This is a genomic window from Kineococcus siccus, assembly GCF_009906795.1.
Classification (GTDB): Bacteria; Actinomycetota; Actinomycetes; order Actinomycetales; family Kineococcaceae; genus Kineococcus; species Kineococcus siccus.
Genome location: NZ_JAAALN010000075.1, coordinates 1 through 17,398 on the forward strand (window position 1 = coordinate 1; position 17,398 = coordinate 17,398).

A 17,398-nucleotide genomic window follows, 5' to 3' on the forward strand; every position below is an offset into this window, starting at 1 on the left:
ACCCCCGCCCTCCCTCCGCGCTCAGGCGGGGACCCCTGCGTCGTCGCGGAGGGGCTGGGGCAGGCCGGCGCGCCAGCGGGCCCACAGCGGGCCCAGCGGGCTGGTGTGCGCGTCGCCGAGCAGGGCGCGCGCCTGGCTGCCGGGTCCCTCGAGCTGGAAGACGTCCCCGCCCTCGCCGCGCGCGCCCAGCAGCGTGACGGTGTCCAGGCAGCGGGCGGCGCCCAGGAGGGCGGGGGAGCGCCGCACCCCGGGTTCGCGCAGGTCCAGGTCCTCCGCGAGCAGTGCCCGCCCCGCGAGCCGGGCGCGCGTGGTGGCGAGCAGGGCCCCGCCCTCCTCGCCGCTGCGCCCCAGGACGAGGACGTCGCGCAGCAGGGCGCGGGCGCCCGCGGCCAGGTCCACCTCGACGCGGCGCACGACGTCCGCGCCCGACGCGACGACGAACGGCTCGCCGTGCCACAGCAGCCGTGCGCCGTCGCCGACCCGCGCGCGGACCGTCCACGCCGAGGGCGGGCCGCCCCGGCCGTCGTAGGCGACGGTGCCCGCCACCTCCACGACGTCGAGCGCGCAGCCGTCGCCGACGACCACGTCCAGGTGCACCTCGTCGCCCGCCAGCAGCAGCGCCCGCGCCCCCACCAGGGCGACCCGGGCCCCGTGGGCCGTCGTGGACAGCACGCGCGGCAGCAGCGCGGTGGTCGCGAGGTCCACCGCGATCCCCGTGCCGTCGGCGCGGACGTGCACGCCGACCCGCGTCACGAGGTCGGGTGGGACGGCACGAGCGGGTCGTGCGGCTCGTGCGCGGCGTGGCGGTGCGTCGTGCCGCCGGCGTGGGAGTGCGCGTGGGGGTCGTCGTGGGAGTGCGCGTGCGAGTGCGGGGCCATCGGGCCCGGGTCCTGCGCCTCGTGGCGCCCGGCGCGGAACTCCGCCAGCGTCGCGAGCAGCCAGCCGGTCAGCTGCTCCACCGACGCCCGGTCGGTGCGGGAGAGCGCGACGACGGGCCGGCCGCCCCGGGCCTCGCCCGCGTCGGCGATCATCCGCGCCACGTCGACGCCGACGTGCGGCGCGAGGTCGGTCTTGTTCAGCACCAGCAGGTCCGCGCGCGCGATGCCCGGACCGCCCTTGCGGGCGACGTCCCCGCCCCCCGCGACGTCCAGGACGAAGACCTGGGCGTCGACCAGCGCGGGCGAGAAGGTCGCCGTGAGGTTGTCGCCCCCGGACTCGACGAGGACGACGTCGAGGGGCGCGAAGTCGGCCTCGAGGTCCTCCACGGCCAGCAGGTTCGCCGTGATGTCGTCGCGGATCGCGGTGTGCGGGCACGCGCCGGTCTCGACCGCGCGGATGCGCTCGGGGTCCAGGACGCCCGCGGAGCGCAGGAAGCGCGCGTCCTCGTCGGTGTAGATGTCGTTGGTCACCACGCCGAGGCGCAGGGTCCCCGACAGCTCGCGGCAGACCATGGCGATGAGCGAGCTCTTGCCGGTGCCGACCGGGCCGGCGACCCCGAGGCGCAGGGAGCGGGACGCGACGGGTTCAGGCATGGAACAACCTCCGGGGGGTGCGGGCGTGCTGCAGGGACTGGAGCTCCACGCGGGGGGCCCCCGTGGCGGGGATCTCCTCGGGTGCGGTGAGGCCGGCGGTGCGGGCGACGAGCGCCTCGATCGCGGGGTGAGCCGCGAGCGTCCACGCGACGGTGTCGGCGGGGTCGCACGGGGCGAGCTTGAGGACGGCGGCCCCGACGCCGGCGACGTCCTCGTGCCCGCACAGCCGCACGAGCCGGGCCGCGTCGAGGCCCGCGAGCGCGGCGACGACGCCCAGCACGACGGGCCGGGCGGGCGTGCGCGGGAGCGCGGCCAGCGCCGGCGCGAGCGGCCACAACCGCTGGGCCAGGCGGAGGTAGCCGCGGCCCAGCGTGCGGGAGGAGTTCCGCAGGGCCTGGCTCGGGGTGCGCGCGGCCCACGCCTCCTCGACCTCGGCGAGGTCCCCGCCCGCGAGGCTGCGGTGCCGGGCCACGACCGCCGTGCCCGCCTCGACCGCCACGACGGTCGCGAGCCGCCCGCGCAGGAACGCCGGGACGTCCGCGGCCGTCAGGCCGCCGTGCACGACGGCCGGTTCCAGCCCGGCGGACTGCGTGTGCGCGCCGACGGGCAGGCGCGCGTCGGCCAGCAGCGCCAGCACCAGGTCGGGGGAGGGAGTCGCGGGGGGCACCAGGCGCCTCAGAACAGCGAGTAGAGCTGGGCGAGCGGCAGGACGTCGACCGGCGCGGGTTCGACGAGGTCGCCGTCGATCCGGATGGCGAAGGTCTCGGGGTCGACCTCGATGCGCGGCAGGGCGTCGTTGTGGACCATCTGCGCCTTGCCGACCGCGCGCGTGTCCCGCACCGCCTCCAGCCTGCGCCGCAGCCCGAGTCGGCCCGCGAGACCGTCGTCGAGGGCGGCGGGGCTGACGAAGGTGACGCTGTGGTCGGCGCCGGCCGCGGCGATGAGCGCGGGCCGCAGCAGCACGGGCTGGGGCGTGGGGATCGAGGCGTTCGGGTCGCCCAGGGCCCCGACGACGAGGGCACCGCCCTTGAGCACCACCGACGGGCGCACCCCGAAGAGCGCGGGGTCCCACAGCACGAGGTCGGCCATCTTGCCGACCTCGACGGAACCGACGAGGTGGTCGATGCCGTGCGCCACCGCCGGGTTGATCGTGTACTTGGCGACGTAGCGGCGGGCCCGCTCGTTGTCGGCGGGGGACGTCGCGCCCAGCGGGCCGCGGCGCGCCTTCATCACGTGCGCGACCTGCCACGTGCGGGTGATCACCTCGCCGATGCGGCCCATCGCCTGCGCGTCGGAGCTCGTGATCGACAGCGCCCCCAGGTCGTGCAGCACGTCCTCGGCGGCGATGGTCGTGGCGCGGATGCGGGACTCGGCGAACGCCAGGTCCTCCGGCACCGTGGGGTTCAGGTGGTGGCAGACCATCAGCATGTCGAGGTGCTCGGGCACCGTGTTCACGGTGTGCGGCAGGGTCGGGTTCGTCGAGCCGGGGACGACGTGGGGCAGTCCGGCGATCGTGATGATGTCCGGCGCGTGCCCGCCGCCCGCGCCCTCGGTGTGGAAGGCGTGGATCGAGCGGCCGGCGATCGCGGCGATGGTCGAGTCGACGTAGCCGGACTCGTTGAGGCTGTCGGAGTGCAGGGCCACCTGCAGGCCGAACTCGTCGGCGGCCCGCAGCGCCGCGTCGATCGCGGCGGGCGTGGACCCCCAGTCCTCGTGCACCTTGTAGCCACCCGCGCCGGCCAGCGCCTGCTCCGCGAGGCCCGCGGCGCTGACGGTGTTCCCCTTACCGAGGAGCAGGAGGTTCACGGGCAGGTCGTCCAGCGCGCGGTGCACGGCGCGCAGGTGCCACGCCCCCGGCGTGACGGTGGTGGCCTTCGTGCCCTCGCTGGGCCCCGTCCCGCCGCCGACGAGCGTGGTCAGGCCCGCGGCCAGCGCCTCGTGCACCTGCGACGGCGAGATGAGGTGGACGTGGCTGTCGATCCCGCCCGCCGTGAGGATGCGGCCCTCGCCCGAGATCACGTCCGTGCCGGGGCCGATGCGCAGCCGCGGGTCGACGCCGTCCGCGATGTCGGGGTTGCCCGCGCGGCCGATGCCGCAGACCAGCCCGTCCCGGATCCCGACGTCGGCGCGGTAGATCCCCGTGTGGTCCAGCACGACCGCGTTGGTGACGACGGTGTCCGGGGCCCCCTCGGCCCGGGTCGTCGTGCCCTGCGCCATCGACTCCCGGATCGACTTGCCGCCGCCGAAGACGGCCTCCTCCCCGCCCGCCGTGAGGTCGGCCTCGACCTCGATCCACAGGTCGGTGTCACCGAGGCGCACCTGGTCGCCGACGGTCGGGCCGTACAGCGCGGCGTAGGCCGCGCGGTCGATCTCAACCACCGAGGTGGCCCCCCTCCGGGTCGAGCTGCAGGCCGGGGACGCGGCGGGCCCCGCGCAGCGCCACGGCGTGCACCGTGCGCGAGACCCCGGGCTCGAAGCGCACCGAGGTCCCGGACGCGACGTCGAGGCGGAACCCGCGCGCCGCGGCCCGGTCGAACGCCAGGGCGGCGTTGGCGTCCGGCAGGTGCAGGTGCGAGCCGATCTGCACGGGGCGGTCGCCCGTGTTCTCCACCACGAGCGTGAGCCGCTCGGCGTCGGTGCGGTCGGCGTTCAGGACGATCGTGCCGGGCCGCACGCGGATCGCGCCGGGACCTTCGCCGGGGACGCCGCTCACGAGATCGGCTCGTGCAGCGTGACGAGCTTGCGGCCGTCGGGGAACGTGGCCTCGACCTGCACGTCGCGCACCATCTCGGCCACGCCCGGCATGACCTGGTCGCGCGTGAGGACCCGGCGCCCGCTCTCCACGAGGTCCACGACCCGGTGACCGTCGCGGGCCCGCTCGATGACCCACGTGCTCAGCAGGGCCACGGCCTCGGGGTGGTTCAGCCGCACCCCGCGGGCGAGGCGGTCGCGGGCCACCATGCCCGCGACCGCCAGGAGCAGCTTCTCGGTGTCGGCCGGACTGAGGTGCACGTCCGGGCCCCCTCTCGTGGCGCGGTCGTCGCCGGGCGGCCCGGCGACGTCGAGACCGCAGTTGTACCGCCTCCCGCTCAGCGCCGGGCGGGCGGCACCGGCTGGGCGGGCAGGACGTGGTCGGCCACCCGGTCGGTGCTCAGGCACAGCGAGCACACGACGTCGTCGTGGGTCAGGCAGGCCGCGACGTCGGGCCGCTCGTAGTCCTGCCGGCACACGTGGCACGTGAGGACCTCGCCCGAGGGGTTGCCGAACTCGTCGAACATCGGGTGCGGCAGGCCGTCGTCGGCGCGGCGCAGGTAGTACCGGCCCCGGGTGAGGACGGCCATCGCCGGGGTCAGCACGACCGCGAGGACGACGGCGACGATGGGGGAGTAGGGCTGCACGCCCTCGCCGAAGACGCCGAAGAACACGAGGATCGAGGCGACGGCCGACACGAGCATCGACGTGAAGCCGACGGGGTTCACGGCGTAGAGCATGCCGCGGCGGAACTCCGGGACCAGCGGGGACAGCTTCAGCAGGTGCTTGTTGACGATGATGTCGGTCGCGACCGTGACGATCCACGCCATGGCGCAGTTGGCGTAGAAGCCCAGGATCGTGTTGAGGAAGTCGAACATGTTCGCCTCCATCAGCGTCAGCGCGATGACGAGGTTCACGATGACGAACAGCATCCGGCCGGGGTAGTGCTTGGTGACGCGGGTGAAGGAGTTCGTCCAGGCCAGCGAGCCGGAGTAGGCGTTCGTGACGTTGATCTTGATCTGGCTGATGACGACGAGGACGACCGCCAGCGCCATGGCCAGCCAGCCCGGCATCATCTCCTCGTAGACGCCGAGGAACTGGTGGACGGGCTCGTTGGCCGTCGCCGACGCCGCGGGGTCCAGCGAGGCGATGAGGTACACGGCGATGAACAGGCCGATCGCCTGCTTGAGCGCGCCGAACACCACCCAGCCCGGGCCGGCCAGCACCATGGCCGACCACCAGCGGCGCGAGTTCTCGGGGGTCCGCGGCGGCATGAACCGCAGGTAGTCGATCTGCTCGGCGATCTGCGCGATGAGCGAGAGGCACACGCCCGCGGCGAGGAACACGGCCGCGGCGCTCACGGTGCCGCCCTGCCCGTCCGCCCCGGCGTAGGACGTGAACTGCCCGATGGAGGAGGGGTTGGCGATGACGAGGTAGGCGAACGGGATCACCATGAGCACCAGCCACAGCGGCGTCGTCCACACCTGCAGCGTCGAGAGGGCCTTCATGCCGTAGACGACGAGGGGGATGACCAGCAGCGTCGACACGGCGTAGCCGAGCCAGCGGGGGATGCCCAGGCCGAGCTCCAGGCCCTGCGCCATGATGGAACCCTCGAGGGCGAAGAAGATGAAGGTGAACGTCGCGAAGATGACGTTGGTGACGACGGACCCGTAGTAGCCGAACCCCGAACCCCGCGTGATGAGGTCGAGGTCGACGTTGTAGCGCGCCGCGTAGTAGGCCAGCGGGAACCCCGTGACGAAGATGACGACGGCCGCGACCGCGATGCCCAGCAGCGCGTTGACCGTGCCGTGGGCGATGCCGATGTTCGCTCCGATCGAGAAGTCGGCGAGGTAGGCGATCCCGCCGAGCGCGGACGTGGCCACGACGCCGGGCGTCCAGCGGCGGTAGCTGCGGGGCGCGAAGCGGAGGGTGTAGTCCTCGAGCGTCTCCGAGGTCGCGGTGCTGACGCCGCGCGGCGGGGCCGCGACGGCGGCCGGTGCCGGTTCGGCGCCGGGTCCGGGACCTCTGCTGGGCTGGGTCATCGGGAGGCTCCTCTGCGGTGGCGACCTGCTGGTCCTCGCCGCCGGCGGGACGGGAGGTCCCCGGAGGCGGGTACGTCCGACGCTAGGCCGTCCGGGTGAGGAGGTCAGCGCTGCGCAGCAGAAGTTGACGCAGTGGAAACACCGGCGAAACGCGGCGCGCACGGGCCCGGGCCGAGCGGCCGACCCGGGCGGGAGGTGGGCTCAGCCGAGCAGGTCGCCGGGCACCCGGACCATGCCCTCCTGGGCGACGGTGGCGACCAGGCGGCCCTGCCGGTCGAACATCCGCGCGGTGGCCAGCGCCCGCGCCCCCGACGCCGACGGCGTGTCGCCGACGAAGAGGACCCACTCGTCGGCCCGCGCCTCGCGGTGCCACCACATCGCGTGGTCGAGGCTCGCGACGCTCGCGCCCGGGGTCGACCACGGCAGGCCGTGCCGGCGCAGCACGGGCTCGAGCACCGTGAAGTCGGAGGCGTAGGCGAGGGCCGCCCGGTGCAGCAGCGGGTCCGCGGGCAGCGGCCCGGGCACCCGCAGCCACACGGCCTGCGTGGCCGCGCGCGACGGGTCGGCGACGAGGTAGACGGGCGGGTCGACGTGGCGGATCTCGATCGGGCGGGACGACGCGATGCGGCGGGCGCCCGGGTGGTCCACCTCCGCGAGCACGTCCGCGTCGCTGCGCAGCTCCTCGGGACCCGGCACGTCGGGCGCGGAGCCGGCGTGGTCCAGGCCGTCGGCCGGGACCTGGAAGGAGGCGATGCCCGAGAGGATGGGCACGCCGTTCTGCAGGGCCTGCACGCGCCGGGAGGAGAAGGAGCGCCCGTCGCGCAGCCGCTCCACGGCGAACTCGACGGTCACGGCGGGGTCGCCCGGGCGCAGGAAGTAGGCGTGCAGCGAGTGCAGCGCCCGCTCCGGCTCCACGGTGCGACCGGCCGCCACCGCCACCTGGCCCAGCACCTGGCCGCCGAACAGCCGGGGACGCCACTGCGGGAGGTTCGGGCCCGTGAAGACGTCGGACGGGCCCTCCGAGCGTCGCACGTCGAGGACGTCCAGCAGGGTCACGGGCGCGGTCACGCCCGCGAGGCTACCGAGCGCGGGCGCACCGGCCCCCGCGGCGGGTAGCGTCCCCGGCGTGCTCGCCGCCCGCGCCGTCCGTGCCGCCCCCGACGACCCGCTGTCCGCGCTCGAGGTCGCGGACGCCCCCGCGGCCGCGCCCCCCGGCGGCTGGGTGCGCGTCCGGGTCCGCGCCGCCGCGCTGAACCGCCACGACCTGTGGAGCCTCGCGGGCGTCGGCCTGCCGGCCGAGCGGCTGCCGATGGTGCTGGGGTGCGACGCCGCCGGGGTCACCGACGACGGCACCGAGGTCGTCGTGCACGCCGTCGTGGGCGACGACGACTTCCGCGGCGACGAGACGCTCGACCCGCGGCGCACCCTGCTGTCCGAGCTGCACCCCGGCACCCTCGCCGAGGAGGTCTGGGTGCCGCGGCGCAACGTGCTCCCCGTCCCCGCGGGGTGGTCCGGCGAGCGGGCCGCCGCGCTCGGCACGGCCTGGCTGACCGCCTACCGGATGCTCTTCACGCAGGCCCGCGCGGTGCCCGGCCAGACGGTCCTGGTGCAGGGCGCCGCCGGGGGCGTCTCGAACGCCCTCGTGGCGCTCGGGGCGGCGGCCGGGCTGCGCGTCTGGGTGACCGGGCGCGACCCCGAGCGCGTCGCCCGGGCGCTCGCGTGGGGGGCCGCTGCGGGCTTCGCGCCCGGCGAGCGGCTGCCCGAGCGCGTCGACGCCGTCTTCGAGACCGTCGGCAAGGCGACCTGGAAGCACTCGGTGCAGTCCCTCGCCCCGGGCGGCACCGTCGTCGTCGCGGGCGCGACGACGGGCGGTGACGCCCCGGCCATGCTGGAGAACGTGTTCTTCCGCCAGTTGCGCGTGCTCGGCTCGACCATGGGCACGCGCGAGGAGTTCCAGCGGCTCCTCCGCTTCTGCGAGCTCGCCGACCTCCGGCCCGAGGTGGACTCCGTGCACGCCCTCGCGGACGCGCGCGACGCCTTCGCGCGCCTGCACTCCGGCCGGGCGGTCGGCAAGGTGCTCGTCACGGTCTGAGCGGGGCGGGGCGGGGCGCTCAGACGCCCGCGAGGCGGTAGCGCAGCAGGTCCAGGTGGCCCGTGAGCTCGTGGGGCAGCCGCGGGCCGAACGTGGCGAAGTACTCCTCCAGCAGGTCGGCCTCGCCCAGCCACGCGTCCACGTCGACGCGGAACAGCTCGCCGAGGTCCTCGGCGGAGACGTCGAGCCCGGCCACGTCGAGGGCCCCGGCGGCCGGTACGTGGCCCAGCGGTGTGAACCGCGCGGCGGCCGTGCCCTCGAGGCGGCCGCAGATCCACTCCAGGACGCGGGCGTTCTCGCCGAACCCGGGCCACAGGAACCGGCCGTCGTCGCCGCGGCGGAACCAGTTCACGCTGAACACCGCGGGCAGACCCGCTGCGGGCAGCCGCTTCCCGAGGTCCAGCCAGTGCTGGAAGTAGTCCGCCATGTGGTAGCCCGTGAAGGGCAGCATGGCGAACGGGTCGTGGCGCAGCTCGCCCACCGTCCCCTCCGCGGCCGCGGTCTGCTCGGAGGAGATGCCGGCTCCCGTGAACACCCCGTGGGTCCAGTCCAGCGCCTGGGCGACGAGGGGCACGTTGCTGCCCCGGCGGCCGCCGAACAGGATCGCGTCGACCACCACGCCCTCGGGGTCGTCGAACTCCGCCGCGATCGAGGGGCAGCGCGCGGCGGAGACCGTGAAGCGCGCGTTGGGGTGCGCCGCAGGACGTCCCGACGCAGGCGTCCACGGTTCGCCGCGCCAGTCGGTGAGCCCGGCCGGGGGTTCGGGGGTCAGGCCCTCCCACCACACGTCGCCGTCGGCCGTCAGCGCGCAGTTGGTGAAGATGACGTCCTCGCGCAGCATCTCGACGGCGACGGGGTTCGTCTCCGGGCCGGTCCCGGGCGCCACCCCGAAGAACCCCGTCTCGGGGTTGATGGCCCGCAACCGGCCGTCGGCGCCCGGCCGCATCCACGCGATGTCGTCGCCGATCGTCTCGACGCGCCAGCCCGGCAGGCTCGGCTGCAGCATGGCCAGGTTGGTCTTGCCGCAGGCGGAGGGGAACGCGGCGGCCACGTGGTGCACGCGACCCTGCGGGGTCGTCACCTTCAGGACGAGCATGTGCTCGGCGAGCCAGCCCTCCTCGCGGGCCATCACCGAGGCGATGCGCAGCGCGAAGCACTTCTTGCCCAGCAGGGCGTTGCCGCCGTAGCCCGAGCCGAACGACCAGATCTCCCGCGTCTCGGGGAAGTGGGCGACGTACTTCAGGGGGTTGCACGGCCAGGGGACGTCGGGGCGCGTGCTGCCGTCCGCCGCGACGAGCGGCCGCCCGACGCTGTGCACCGCGGGCACGAAGGGGGTCCCCGGGCTGATCGCCGCGAGCGCGTCGCTGCCCATCCGGGTCATGACGCCCATGCTGACCACGACGTAGGGGGAGTCGGTGAGCTGGACCCCGAGCTGCGAGATCGGGCCGCCCACGGGTCCCATCGAGAACGGGACGACGTACATCGTGCGACCGCGCATGCAGCCCGCGAACGCACCGTCGAGCTCGGCGCGCAGGGCCGCGGGCTCGCGCCAGTGGTTGGTCGGGCCCGCGTCCGCCTCGTGCTCGGAGGCGATGAAGGTGCGGTGCTCCACGCGCGCCACGTCGTCGGGGTCGGAGCGGGCCAGGAAGCTGCCGGGGCGCTTGACGGGGTCGAGGGCGATGAGGGTGCCGTCGGCCACCATCTGCGCGGTCAGGCGGTCGTGCTCGGCGCGGGAGCCGTCGCACCAGACGACCGCGTCGGGCGTGGTCAGCCGCGCCGTGCGCCGGACCCACTCGAGCAGGTCGGGGTTGTCGGTGGGGGCGCCCAGCACCTCCACCGGGACGGCGTCGGCCGTCGTCGATCCGTCGCCGTCGGGGGTCGTCTCCAGGGCCGTCATGCTCGTGGTGCCTCCTCGTGTGCGTGCTCGGGACTGCGTCGCGTTCCACTGTCCGTGCTGCCAGCGGGGACGACAACGGTCCAGGCAGGAGAAGAAGGGCGGTTCTTCGCGTATCGTGAAGTCGTGCCCCGACTGCGCGTCGCCGCTCTCGAACCGCTCACCGACCACGCCGAGGGGCCGGGCCCCGCGACCGGCCCGGCCGTCGACGCCCTGACGGTCGGGCGCCGCATCCGCCACCACCGGCGGGCGCGCGGCCTGACGCTGGCGGAGCTGGGCGCCCGGGTCGGCGCGGCCCAGAGCCAGCTGTCCCAGGTCGAGAACGGCCGGCGCGAGCCGCGGCTGTCCCTGCTGTCCGCGGTGGCCGCCGCCCTGGAGGTGGAGCTCGCGGACCTGCTGGACCCGGCGCCGCCCCCGTCGCGGCGCGCCGCCCTGGAGATCGAGCTGGACCGCGCGCAGCGCAGCCCGCTCGCGCGCGAGCTGGGGCTGCCGACCGCGCGCGCGGGGCGGACGCTGCCGATGGACGCCCTCGAGTCGCTCGTCGCCCTGCACTCCGAGATCGCGCGGCGCCACGACGCGGCCAACGCCACGCCCGAGGAGGCCCGCCGGGCGAACACCCAGATCCGGTTCCTCATGCGAGCCGTGGACAACCACCTGCCGGAGGTCGAGGAGCTCGCCGAGGACGTGGTGCGCGCGGCCGGCTACCGCGTCGGGGCGCTGACCCACCGCACGGTCACGCGCATCGCCGACGACCTGGGGTTCTCGCTGCTGCACGTCGAGGACCTGCCGCACTCCACGCGCACGGTCACCGACCTCGCCAACGGCCGCATCTACCTGCCGCCCGCGAGCATCCCCGGCGGTCACGGGCTGCGGTCCCTGGCCCTGCAGGCCATCGCGCACCGCGTGCTCGGGCACGAGCGCCCGCAGAGCTACGCCGACTTCCTGCGGCAGCGCCTGGAGATCAACTACTTCGCCGCGGCCTGCCTCATGCCGCGCACCGCCTCGGTGGAGTTCCTCTCGGCGGCCAAGGCCGACAAGGACCTGGCCGTGGAGGACTTCCGCGACGCCTTCGGCGTGACCCACGAGGCCGCCGCGCACCGGCTGACGAACCTCCTGACCGCCGAGCTCGGCATCCCCGTGCACTTCCTGCGGGTCGGCGACGACGGTGCGCTGCACCGCGGCTACGAGAACGACGGCGTCCCGTTCGTGCAGGACGCGACGGGGGCGATCGAGGGTCAGCCCGTGTGCCGGCGCTGGACGGCGCGCACGGTGTTCGACGTCACCAACCGCACGACCGAGAACTACCAGTACACCGACACCCCGGCCGGGACGTTCTGGTGCTCGAGCCAGACCGGGTCCACGCCCGAGGGGGGTTTCTCCATCACGGTCGGCGTGCCCTACGCGCACGCCAAGTGGTTCCGCGGCCGCGACACGCGCGTGCGCACGCGCAGCTCGTGCCCGGACCCCGCGTGCTGCCGCCGGCCGCCGGCGGACCTCGCCGCGCTCTGGGCGGGCCGCTCCTGGCCGAGCGCCCGCCTGCACGCGCAGGTCCTGGCCCCGCTGCCCGCCGGCACGTTCCCCGGCGTCGACGACCACGAGGTCTACGCGTTCCTCGCGGCCCACGCGCCCGCCGGCCCGGCGCCGGGGACCGCGCCGGCGAGCTGAGCGGCCGGCCGGAGGGCGCTACGCGTCGACGGTGTTCAGCATGCTGTGGGCGGCCCGCTCGAGGTAGTCCCACAGGACGGCCTCCTGCGCCGGGGGCAGGCCGAGCGTGTCGACGGCCGCGCGCATGTGCCGCACCCAGCGGTCGCGCGCGTCGCCGTCGACGCGGAAGCCCGCGTGGCGCCGGCGCAGCCGGGGGTGGCCGCGCTGCTCCGAGTAGGTCGTGGGCCCACCCCAGTACTGCTCGAGGAACATCAGCATCCGCTGGTTGGCGGGGCCCAGGTCCTCGGGGTACATCGGGCGCAGCACCTCGTCGCCCGCCACGCCCGCGTAGAAGGCGTCGACGAGGCGCACGAAGGTCGGGTGGCCCCCGACCTCCTCGTAGAACGTGGGGGCGTCACTTGGGGCGCGGGCCGGACCGGGGGTGCGGCCCAGCAGGTCGCGGCGCGGCCCGGAGGGGAGGTCGGGAGTCACCGGGTCAGTGTGACCTCGTCGCGCACGTCGACCGTCGCGGGGGCGCTCTCGCGCGCGAGCCGCTCCGCGGCCAGCTTCACGTTGCGCTGCATGCCCCCGAACACGACGCCGTGGAACGGGCTGATCGCGGCCCAGTACGCCTGGCCCGCGAGTCCGCGGGGGTGGAACAGCGCCCGCTGGCGGAACAGCGTGCGCCCGACCGGGTCCTCCTCCACGCGCAGGTCGAGCCACGCCAGCCCGGGCAGCCGCATCTCGGCGCGCAGCCGCAGCAGCTCGTCGGTGCGCAGCTCCTCCACGCGCCACCAGTCCACGGCGTCGCCGACGAGCAGGTGCTCGGGGTCGCGACGGCCGCGGCGCAGGCCGGGTCCGCCCGAGAAGCCGTCCATGACGCCGCGGATCGTCCACGCCATCGGCCAGGAGTACCAACCCTTCTCCCCGCCGATGCCCTCGAGGACCTTCCAGACCAGGTGCCGGGGCGCGTCCACGACGGTGGTGCGCTCGTCGACGTAGAGGTTCCCGCCGGCCCAGTCCGGGTCGGTCGGCAGCGGGTCGCTCGGGGCGCCCGGGACCGACGCGGAGCTCCAGCGCGTGGTGACGTCGGCGTCCTGGATGCGCTGCAGGGCCAGGCTCACGGCCCGCGCGAAGGGCAGCAGCCCCTGCGGCGGGTCGGGCACGAACTCCGCGATGTCGTGCTCCTTGCAGATGACCTCGTGCACCAGGCTCTCCACGAGCGGGCGCGCGATGGTCTTCGGCACGGGCGTGACGAGCCCGACCCAGTGGCTGGACAGGCTGGGGGACATGACCTTCACGGGCAGCACGTAGCGCCGCGGCAGGTTCGCCACCCGCGCGTAGCCGTGCATCATCTCGAGGTACGTCATGATCTCGGGGCCCCCGATGTCGAAGGCGCGGTTGACCTCCCGCGGCATCGACGCCGAGCCCACGAGGTAGCGCAGCACGTCGCGCACGGCGATCGGCTGGATCCGGTTGGACACCCAGCGCGGGCAGATCATCGCGGGCAGCCGCTCGGTGAGGTGGCGCATCATCTCGAAGCTCGCCGACCCCGAGCCCAGGATCACCGCGGCCTGCAGCACCGTCGTGGGGGTGCCGCTGTCCAGGAGGATCTCCCCGACCTCGCGCCGCGACTCCAGGTGCTTGGACAGCTCCTCGTCCTCGGGGTGCAGGCCGCCCAGGTAGATGATCCGGTCGACGCCCGCCTCGCTCGCCGCGCGCGCGAACGTTCGGGCCGTGCGCCGGTCTCGGGAGGCGAACTGCGGGCCGCCGTTCATGGCGTGGATCAGGTAGTAGGCGACGTCGACACCCGCCATGACGCCGGCCACCTGCGCCGGGTCGGACGCGTCGGCCTGCACGACCTCCACGGCGTCGAACCACGAACGCCCGCGCAGCGCCTCGGGGTGGCGGGCCATCGCCCGCACGCGGAAGCCGGCGGTCAGCAGCTCCGGCACCAGCCGCCCACCGATGTAGCCCGTGACGCCGGTGACGAGCGCCAGGCGCCCGTCCCCGCGCGGGACGTCCAGCGTGGCGGGGGTGACGGGCTCGGCGGGGGTCATGGGCCCAGTGTCCGTCCTCGTGCTCCCGTTGGCGAGCAGTGCGCCTCGCGTCGCTCGGGGACTCGCCCTCCGCGCGCGGTCAGGGGCGCCGGGGGGTCGCGGCGACGTCGGCGGCCACGTCCGCCTCGCTGCGCGCCGGGGGCTGCGAGCCGCCGGCGTCGGCCGCGTCCCCGTCGCGGGCGCCGGGGCTCAGCAGGCGCGACGGGTCGCCGTCGCGGATCCACAGCGTGCGCTGCGCGAAGGGGAAGCTGATGCCCTCCGCGTCGAAGGCCGCCTTGATGCGGCGCAGCAGCTCGCGCTGCACGGCCCACTGCTGCAGCGGCGCCGTCTTGACCACCAGCCGCAGCACGATCGCGTCCTGCGTCATCTTCTCCACGCCCCAGACCTCGGGCGGCTCCAGCACCAGCGGCGCCCACTCCTCCTCCTCGGCCAGGTGGTCGCCGATGCGCTGCAGCAGCGCCTGCACGCGCGGCAGGTCCTCGCCGTAGGCGACGGAGACGTCGAGGACGGCGCGCGCCCAGCCCTGGCTCTGGTTGCCCACGCGCAGGATCTCGCCGTTGCGGACGTACCAGACCGTGCCCTTGACGTCGCGCACGCGCGTGACGCGCAGGCCCACGGCCTCGACCGAGCCGTTCGCGTCGCCCAGGTCCACGACGTCGCCCACCCCGTACTGGTCCTCGGCGAGCATGAAGATCCCCGACAGGAAGTCCTTGACGAGGCTCTGGGCGCCGAAGCCCAGCGCGACGCCGGCGATGCCCGCGGAGGCGAGGAAGGGCGCGATGTCGATGCTCAGCTCGCTCAGCACCATGAGGACCGCGAGGACGCCGAGGACCAGGGTCGCCGTGCTCTTCAGGACGGACGCGAGCGTCTCGGCGCGCTGCTGGCGCCGCTCCGACAGCAGGGGGCTGGACTCCAGCAGCCCGTTGCGGCGCTGACCCCGCCGCGCGGCGCGGCCGGCGCCCGTCGCGATGCCCGCCGCGGTGCGGTCGATGACCCGGACCAGGAGGTAGCGGGCCACGAAGCACACCAGCAGGATGATCACGATGCGCAGCGGCCAGCTGACGAGGACGTCGGCCACGCGGCCCGCGACGCTGGAGCCCGTCCAGTCGTAGACGGTGCCGCAGACGCCCGCGTCGGTGCGCGCGCAGGACGCGCCGGCCAGGTCGGCGGTGGGGACGGCCAGGTGCACGGGTGGGGCGCTCCTCGGGTCGGTCGGGTCGGTCGGGTCGGTCGGGTCGACGGGTGGGGTCGGGTCGCTCAGTCGCCCGCGAGCACGAGGCCGGTCGCCGCGGCGGTGAAGGACAGCGTGTCGCACACCAGGCGCGCGGTGCGCGAGACGGATCGCGCGCCGTGGCCGACGTCGCGCTCGCGGCGCAGCAGCACGGGCCGGCCGGAGGAGGTCGCGTGCTGCAGCTGGGCGCACAGCTTCCGCGCGTGCAGCGGGTCGACGCGGCTGTCCCCGTCGAAGACCGTGAAGAGCACGGCCGGGTAGGGCGTGCCCTCGCGCACGTGGTGGTAGGGCGAGTACGAGAGCAGCCAGCGGAACTCCTCGGGGTCCGCGGCCGTGCCGTACTCGTCGTTCCAGGTCGCGCCGAGGCCGTGCTGCTCGTAGCGGACCATGTCCAGCAGCGGCGCGGAGCACACGACCGCGGCGTACAGCCCCGGTTCCTGCGTGAGGGCGGCCCCGACGAGCAGGCCCCCGTTGGAGCCGCCGTGGACCGCCAGCTGCTCGTGGCGCGTCCAGCCGTCGGCCACGAGGTGCCGGGCCGCGGCGTGGACGTCGTCGAAGACGTTCTGCTTGTGCTCGCGCATGCCCGCGCGGTGCCAGTCCTCGCCCTCCTCGCCGCCGCCGCGGAGGTTGGCGACCGCGTACACGCCCCCGGCCTCGACCCACGCCAGGGCCTCGGGGGAGTAGTGCGGGGACAGGCTGATGCCGAAGCCGCCGTAGCCGTACAGGATGGCCGGCGCAGTGGCCAGCGGCCGGCCCTGCCCGTCGAGGGCGTCGGTGCGGGCCACCACGAGCATCCGGACGGTGGTGCCGTCGGCGCTCGCGTACTCCACGAGCCGGCTCGTCACGCCGGCCACCTCGACCGCACCCGGCGGGCGGGCGTCCACGACGAGGGAGCCGTCGCGCGCGTCGAAGCGCCACACCACGGCCGGGGTGGTCGTGTCGGTGTAGCCGAACCACAGCTCGGCACCACCCTCGGGACGCCCCACGAGGCCCCCGATCGACCCCGCGCCGGGGAGGTCCAGGACGCCGCGCGCCCCCGGCAGCAGCTCACCCGTCGCCAGGTCGTGCACGGTCACGGAGGACACGGTGTGCCGCGTCCAGGCGAGGACCAGCAGCGGCTCGGCCAGCTCCGCGCCGTCGAGGACGGCCACGTCCTCCAGCACCGCGTCGCCCGACTGCGGGACGAGGTCGCGCCAGTGCTCGACCCCCGGGCGGCGCGGGTCGGCCACCGCGAGGCGGGCGCGGGGCGCGTCGAGGTCGGTGACGACGTAGAGGCGGCCGTCGCGGCCCACCCACGCGCCGGTCTGGGCGTCGCGGCCCGTGACGACCTCGGTGAAGGCGGGCGCGGCCGGGTCGCCCGCGCCGATCTCCGCGATCCACACGTCGTTGCGGGGGGCCGTGCCGTCGGAGGCGCTCACGATCAGCCAGCGGCCGTCGCGGGACGTCCACACGCCGTAGTAGTTGGTCATCGACATGCCGTCGCCGAACACCTCGACGTCGGTGGCCGGGTCGGCCCCGACGCGGTGCAGGTACACGCGGCGGTGGTACTTCCGCTCGGCCTCGGGCAGCTGCTCGGGGGGCAGGCGGCGCACGTAGTAGAACGACGACGAGCCGTCGGCCGCCCGCGGCAGCCACGCCACGGGGGAGTAGCGCGCCCGGTCCAGCGGCCCGTCGACCACCTCGCCGGTCGCGACGTCCAGCACGCGCAGGCTGCTCTCCTCGCTGCCGCCCTCGGACAGCTGGTAGGCGAGCAGGCCGCCCTCGACGTCGGGCCGCCACGCGTCGAGCGTCGTCGTGCCGGCCGGGTCCAGCGCCACCGGGTCCACGAGCACGCGCGGCGGCGCCCCCGGGTCCTCGACCCGCAGGACGGCGTGCTCCGCGGTCGGCTCGCGCCGCGTGCGGAAGACGCGCTCGCCGCGGTGCACGGGCGCCCCCGTGGACCCCGTCGCCATCAGCTCCGCGACGCGCGCCGCGAGCGCCTGCCGCCCGGGCAGCCGCTCGGCGTGGGCGCGGTAGGCCTCGTCCTGCCACGCCGACCAGGCGACGGTCCGCGGGTCGTCGGCGTCCTCGAGCCAGCGGTACGGGTCCGCGACCGGGGTGCCGTGCAGCTCCTCGACGAGGTCGAGGCGGGGGGCCAGGTCGGCGGGGGGAC

15 protein-coding genes are annotated in these 17,398 nt (G+C 75.3%); 2 read left to right on the forward strand and 13 right to left on the reverse strand.

Annotated features, from left to right (window positions below; genetic code table 11):
- Positions 1-21: 21 nt before the first annotated feature.
- The 8 genes from GTR02_RS10345 to GTR02_RS10380 form a co-directional block, all read right to left on the reverse strand.
- Positions 22-738: an urease accessory protein UreD gene (locus GTR02_RS10345; protein WP_166607410.1), complete on the reverse strand. Its 717-nt coding sequence runs from the start codon at positions 736-738 to the stop codon at positions 22-24.
- Between the two features lie 11 nt (positions 739-749).
- A complete protein-coding gene (gene ureG / locus GTR02_RS10350; RefSeq protein ID WP_166607411.1) occupies positions 750-1,532 on the reverse strand; it encodes an urease accessory protein UreG in 783 nt (260 codons plus the stop codon).
- On the reverse strand, positions 1,525-2,199 hold the full coding sequence (locus tag GTR02_RS10355; protein WP_205709003.1) for an urease accessory UreF family protein: 675 nt from the start codon (positions 2,197-2,199) through the stop codon (positions 1,525-1,527). Before GTR02_RS10355 ends, ureG begins: the two co-directional genes overlap by 8 nt.
- An 8-nt stretch (positions 2,200-2,207) precedes the next feature.
- Positions 2,208-3,911: an urease subunit alpha gene (locus GTR02_RS10360; RefSeq protein WP_166607412.1), complete on the reverse strand. Its 1,704-nt coding sequence runs from the start codon at positions 3,909-3,911 to the stop codon at positions 2,208-2,210.
- Positions 3,904-4,245: an urease subunit beta gene (gene ureB, locus GTR02_RS10365; protein ID WP_166607413.1), complete on the reverse strand. Its 342-nt coding sequence runs from the start codon at positions 4,243-4,245 to the stop codon at positions 3,904-3,906. The genes GTR02_RS10360 and ureB overlap by 8 nt, the downstream gene beginning before the upstream one ends.
- Positions 4,242-4,544 carry an urease subunit gamma gene (locus GTR02_RS10370; RefSeq protein ID WP_166607414.1) on the reverse strand — a complete coding sequence of 101 codons (303 nt, stop codon included), beginning with the start codon at positions 4,542-4,544 and terminating at the stop codon, positions 4,242-4,244. Before GTR02_RS10370 ends, ureB begins: the two co-directional genes overlap by 4 nt.
- Before the next feature lie 77 nt (positions 4,545-4,621).
- Entirely contained in the window at positions 4,622-6,325 is a 1,704-nt protein-coding gene (locus GTR02_RS10375; protein ID WP_205709004.1) for a purine-cytosine permease family protein, read from the reverse strand.
- A 201-nt stretch (positions 6,326-6,526) separates the two neighbouring features.
- On the reverse strand, positions 6,527-7,393 hold the full coding sequence (locus GTR02_RS10380; RefSeq protein ID WP_166607415.1) for an acyl-CoA thioesterase domain-containing protein: 867 nt from the start codon (positions 7,391-7,393) through the stop codon (positions 6,527-6,529).
- 58 nt (positions 7,394-7,451) lie between these two features.
- Between GTR02_RS10380 and GTR02_RS10385 the strand changes: the two genes are divergently transcribed.
- Positions 7,452-8,417, forward strand: coding sequence for a zinc-binding dehydrogenase (locus GTR02_RS10385; protein ID WP_166607416.1), 966 nt, complete (start codon positions 7,452-7,454; stop codon positions 8,415-8,417).
- A gap of 19 nt (positions 8,418-8,436) precedes the next feature.
- Here GTR02_RS10385 and GTR02_RS10390 read toward each other — a convergent pair whose 3' ends face one another.
- Entirely contained in the window at positions 8,437-10,314 is a 1,878-nt protein-coding gene (locus GTR02_RS10390; protein WP_166607417.1) for a phosphoenolpyruvate carboxykinase (GTP), read from the reverse strand.
- 132 nt (positions 10,315-10,446) lie between these two features.
- Here GTR02_RS10390 and GTR02_RS10395 point away from each other — a divergent pair, with 132 nt between their 5' ends.
- Positions 10,447-11,976 (forward strand): helix-turn-helix domain-containing protein, encoded by a 1,530-nt coding sequence (locus tag GTR02_RS10395; RefSeq protein ID WP_166607421.1) that lies wholly within the window; start codon positions 10,447-10,449, stop codon positions 11,974-11,976.
- Positions 11,977-11,994: 18 nt separating this feature from the next.
- On the opposite strand, the gene GTR02_RS10400 is transcribed toward GTR02_RS10395, so the two are convergent.
- From GTR02_RS10400 to GTR02_RS10415, 4 genes are all read right to left on the reverse strand, one after another.
- On the reverse strand, positions 11,995-12,408 hold the full coding sequence (locus tag GTR02_RS10400) for a globin (RefSeq protein WP_205709011.1): 414 nt from the start codon (positions 12,406-12,408) through the stop codon (positions 11,995-11,997).
- Between the two features lie 35 nt (positions 12,409-12,443).
- A complete protein-coding gene (locus GTR02_RS10405; RefSeq protein ID WP_166607419.1) occupies positions 12,444-14,015 on the reverse strand; it encodes an SDR family oxidoreductase in 1,572 nt (523 codons plus the stop codon).
- A gap of 79 nt (positions 14,016-14,094) precedes the next feature.
- The gene (locus tag GTR02_RS10410) at positions 14,095-15,204 is read right to left on the reverse strand and encodes a mechanosensitive ion channel family protein (protein WP_338073726.1); all 1,110 of its coding nucleotides are present in this window, start codon (positions 15,202-15,204) and stop codon (positions 14,095-14,097) included.
- A gap of 68 nt (positions 15,205-15,272) precedes the next feature.
- Positions 15,273-17,398, reverse strand: a 2,126-nt coding sequence (locus GTR02_RS10415; protein ID WP_338073727.1) for a prolyl oligopeptidase family serine peptidase, incomplete at its 5' end; no start/stop codon positions are given.

Coding starts and splice junctions, on each gene's coding strand:
- GTR02_RS10405 (WP_166607419.1), bottom strand. CDS start 14,015: ATGACCCCCGCCGAGCCCGTCACCCCCGCCACGCTGGACGTCCCGCGC.
- GTR02_RS10390 (WP_166607417.1), bottom strand. CDS start 10,314: ATGACGGCCCTGGAGACGACCCCCGACGGCGACGGATCGACGACGGCC.
- GTR02_RS10375 (WP_205709004.1), bottom strand. CDS start 6,325: ATGACCCAGCCCAGCAGAGGTCCCGGACCCGGCGCCGAACCGGCACCG.
- ureG (WP_166607411.1), bottom strand. CDS start 1,532: ATGCCTGAACCCGTCGCGTCCCGCTCCCTGCGCCTCGGGGTCGCCGGC.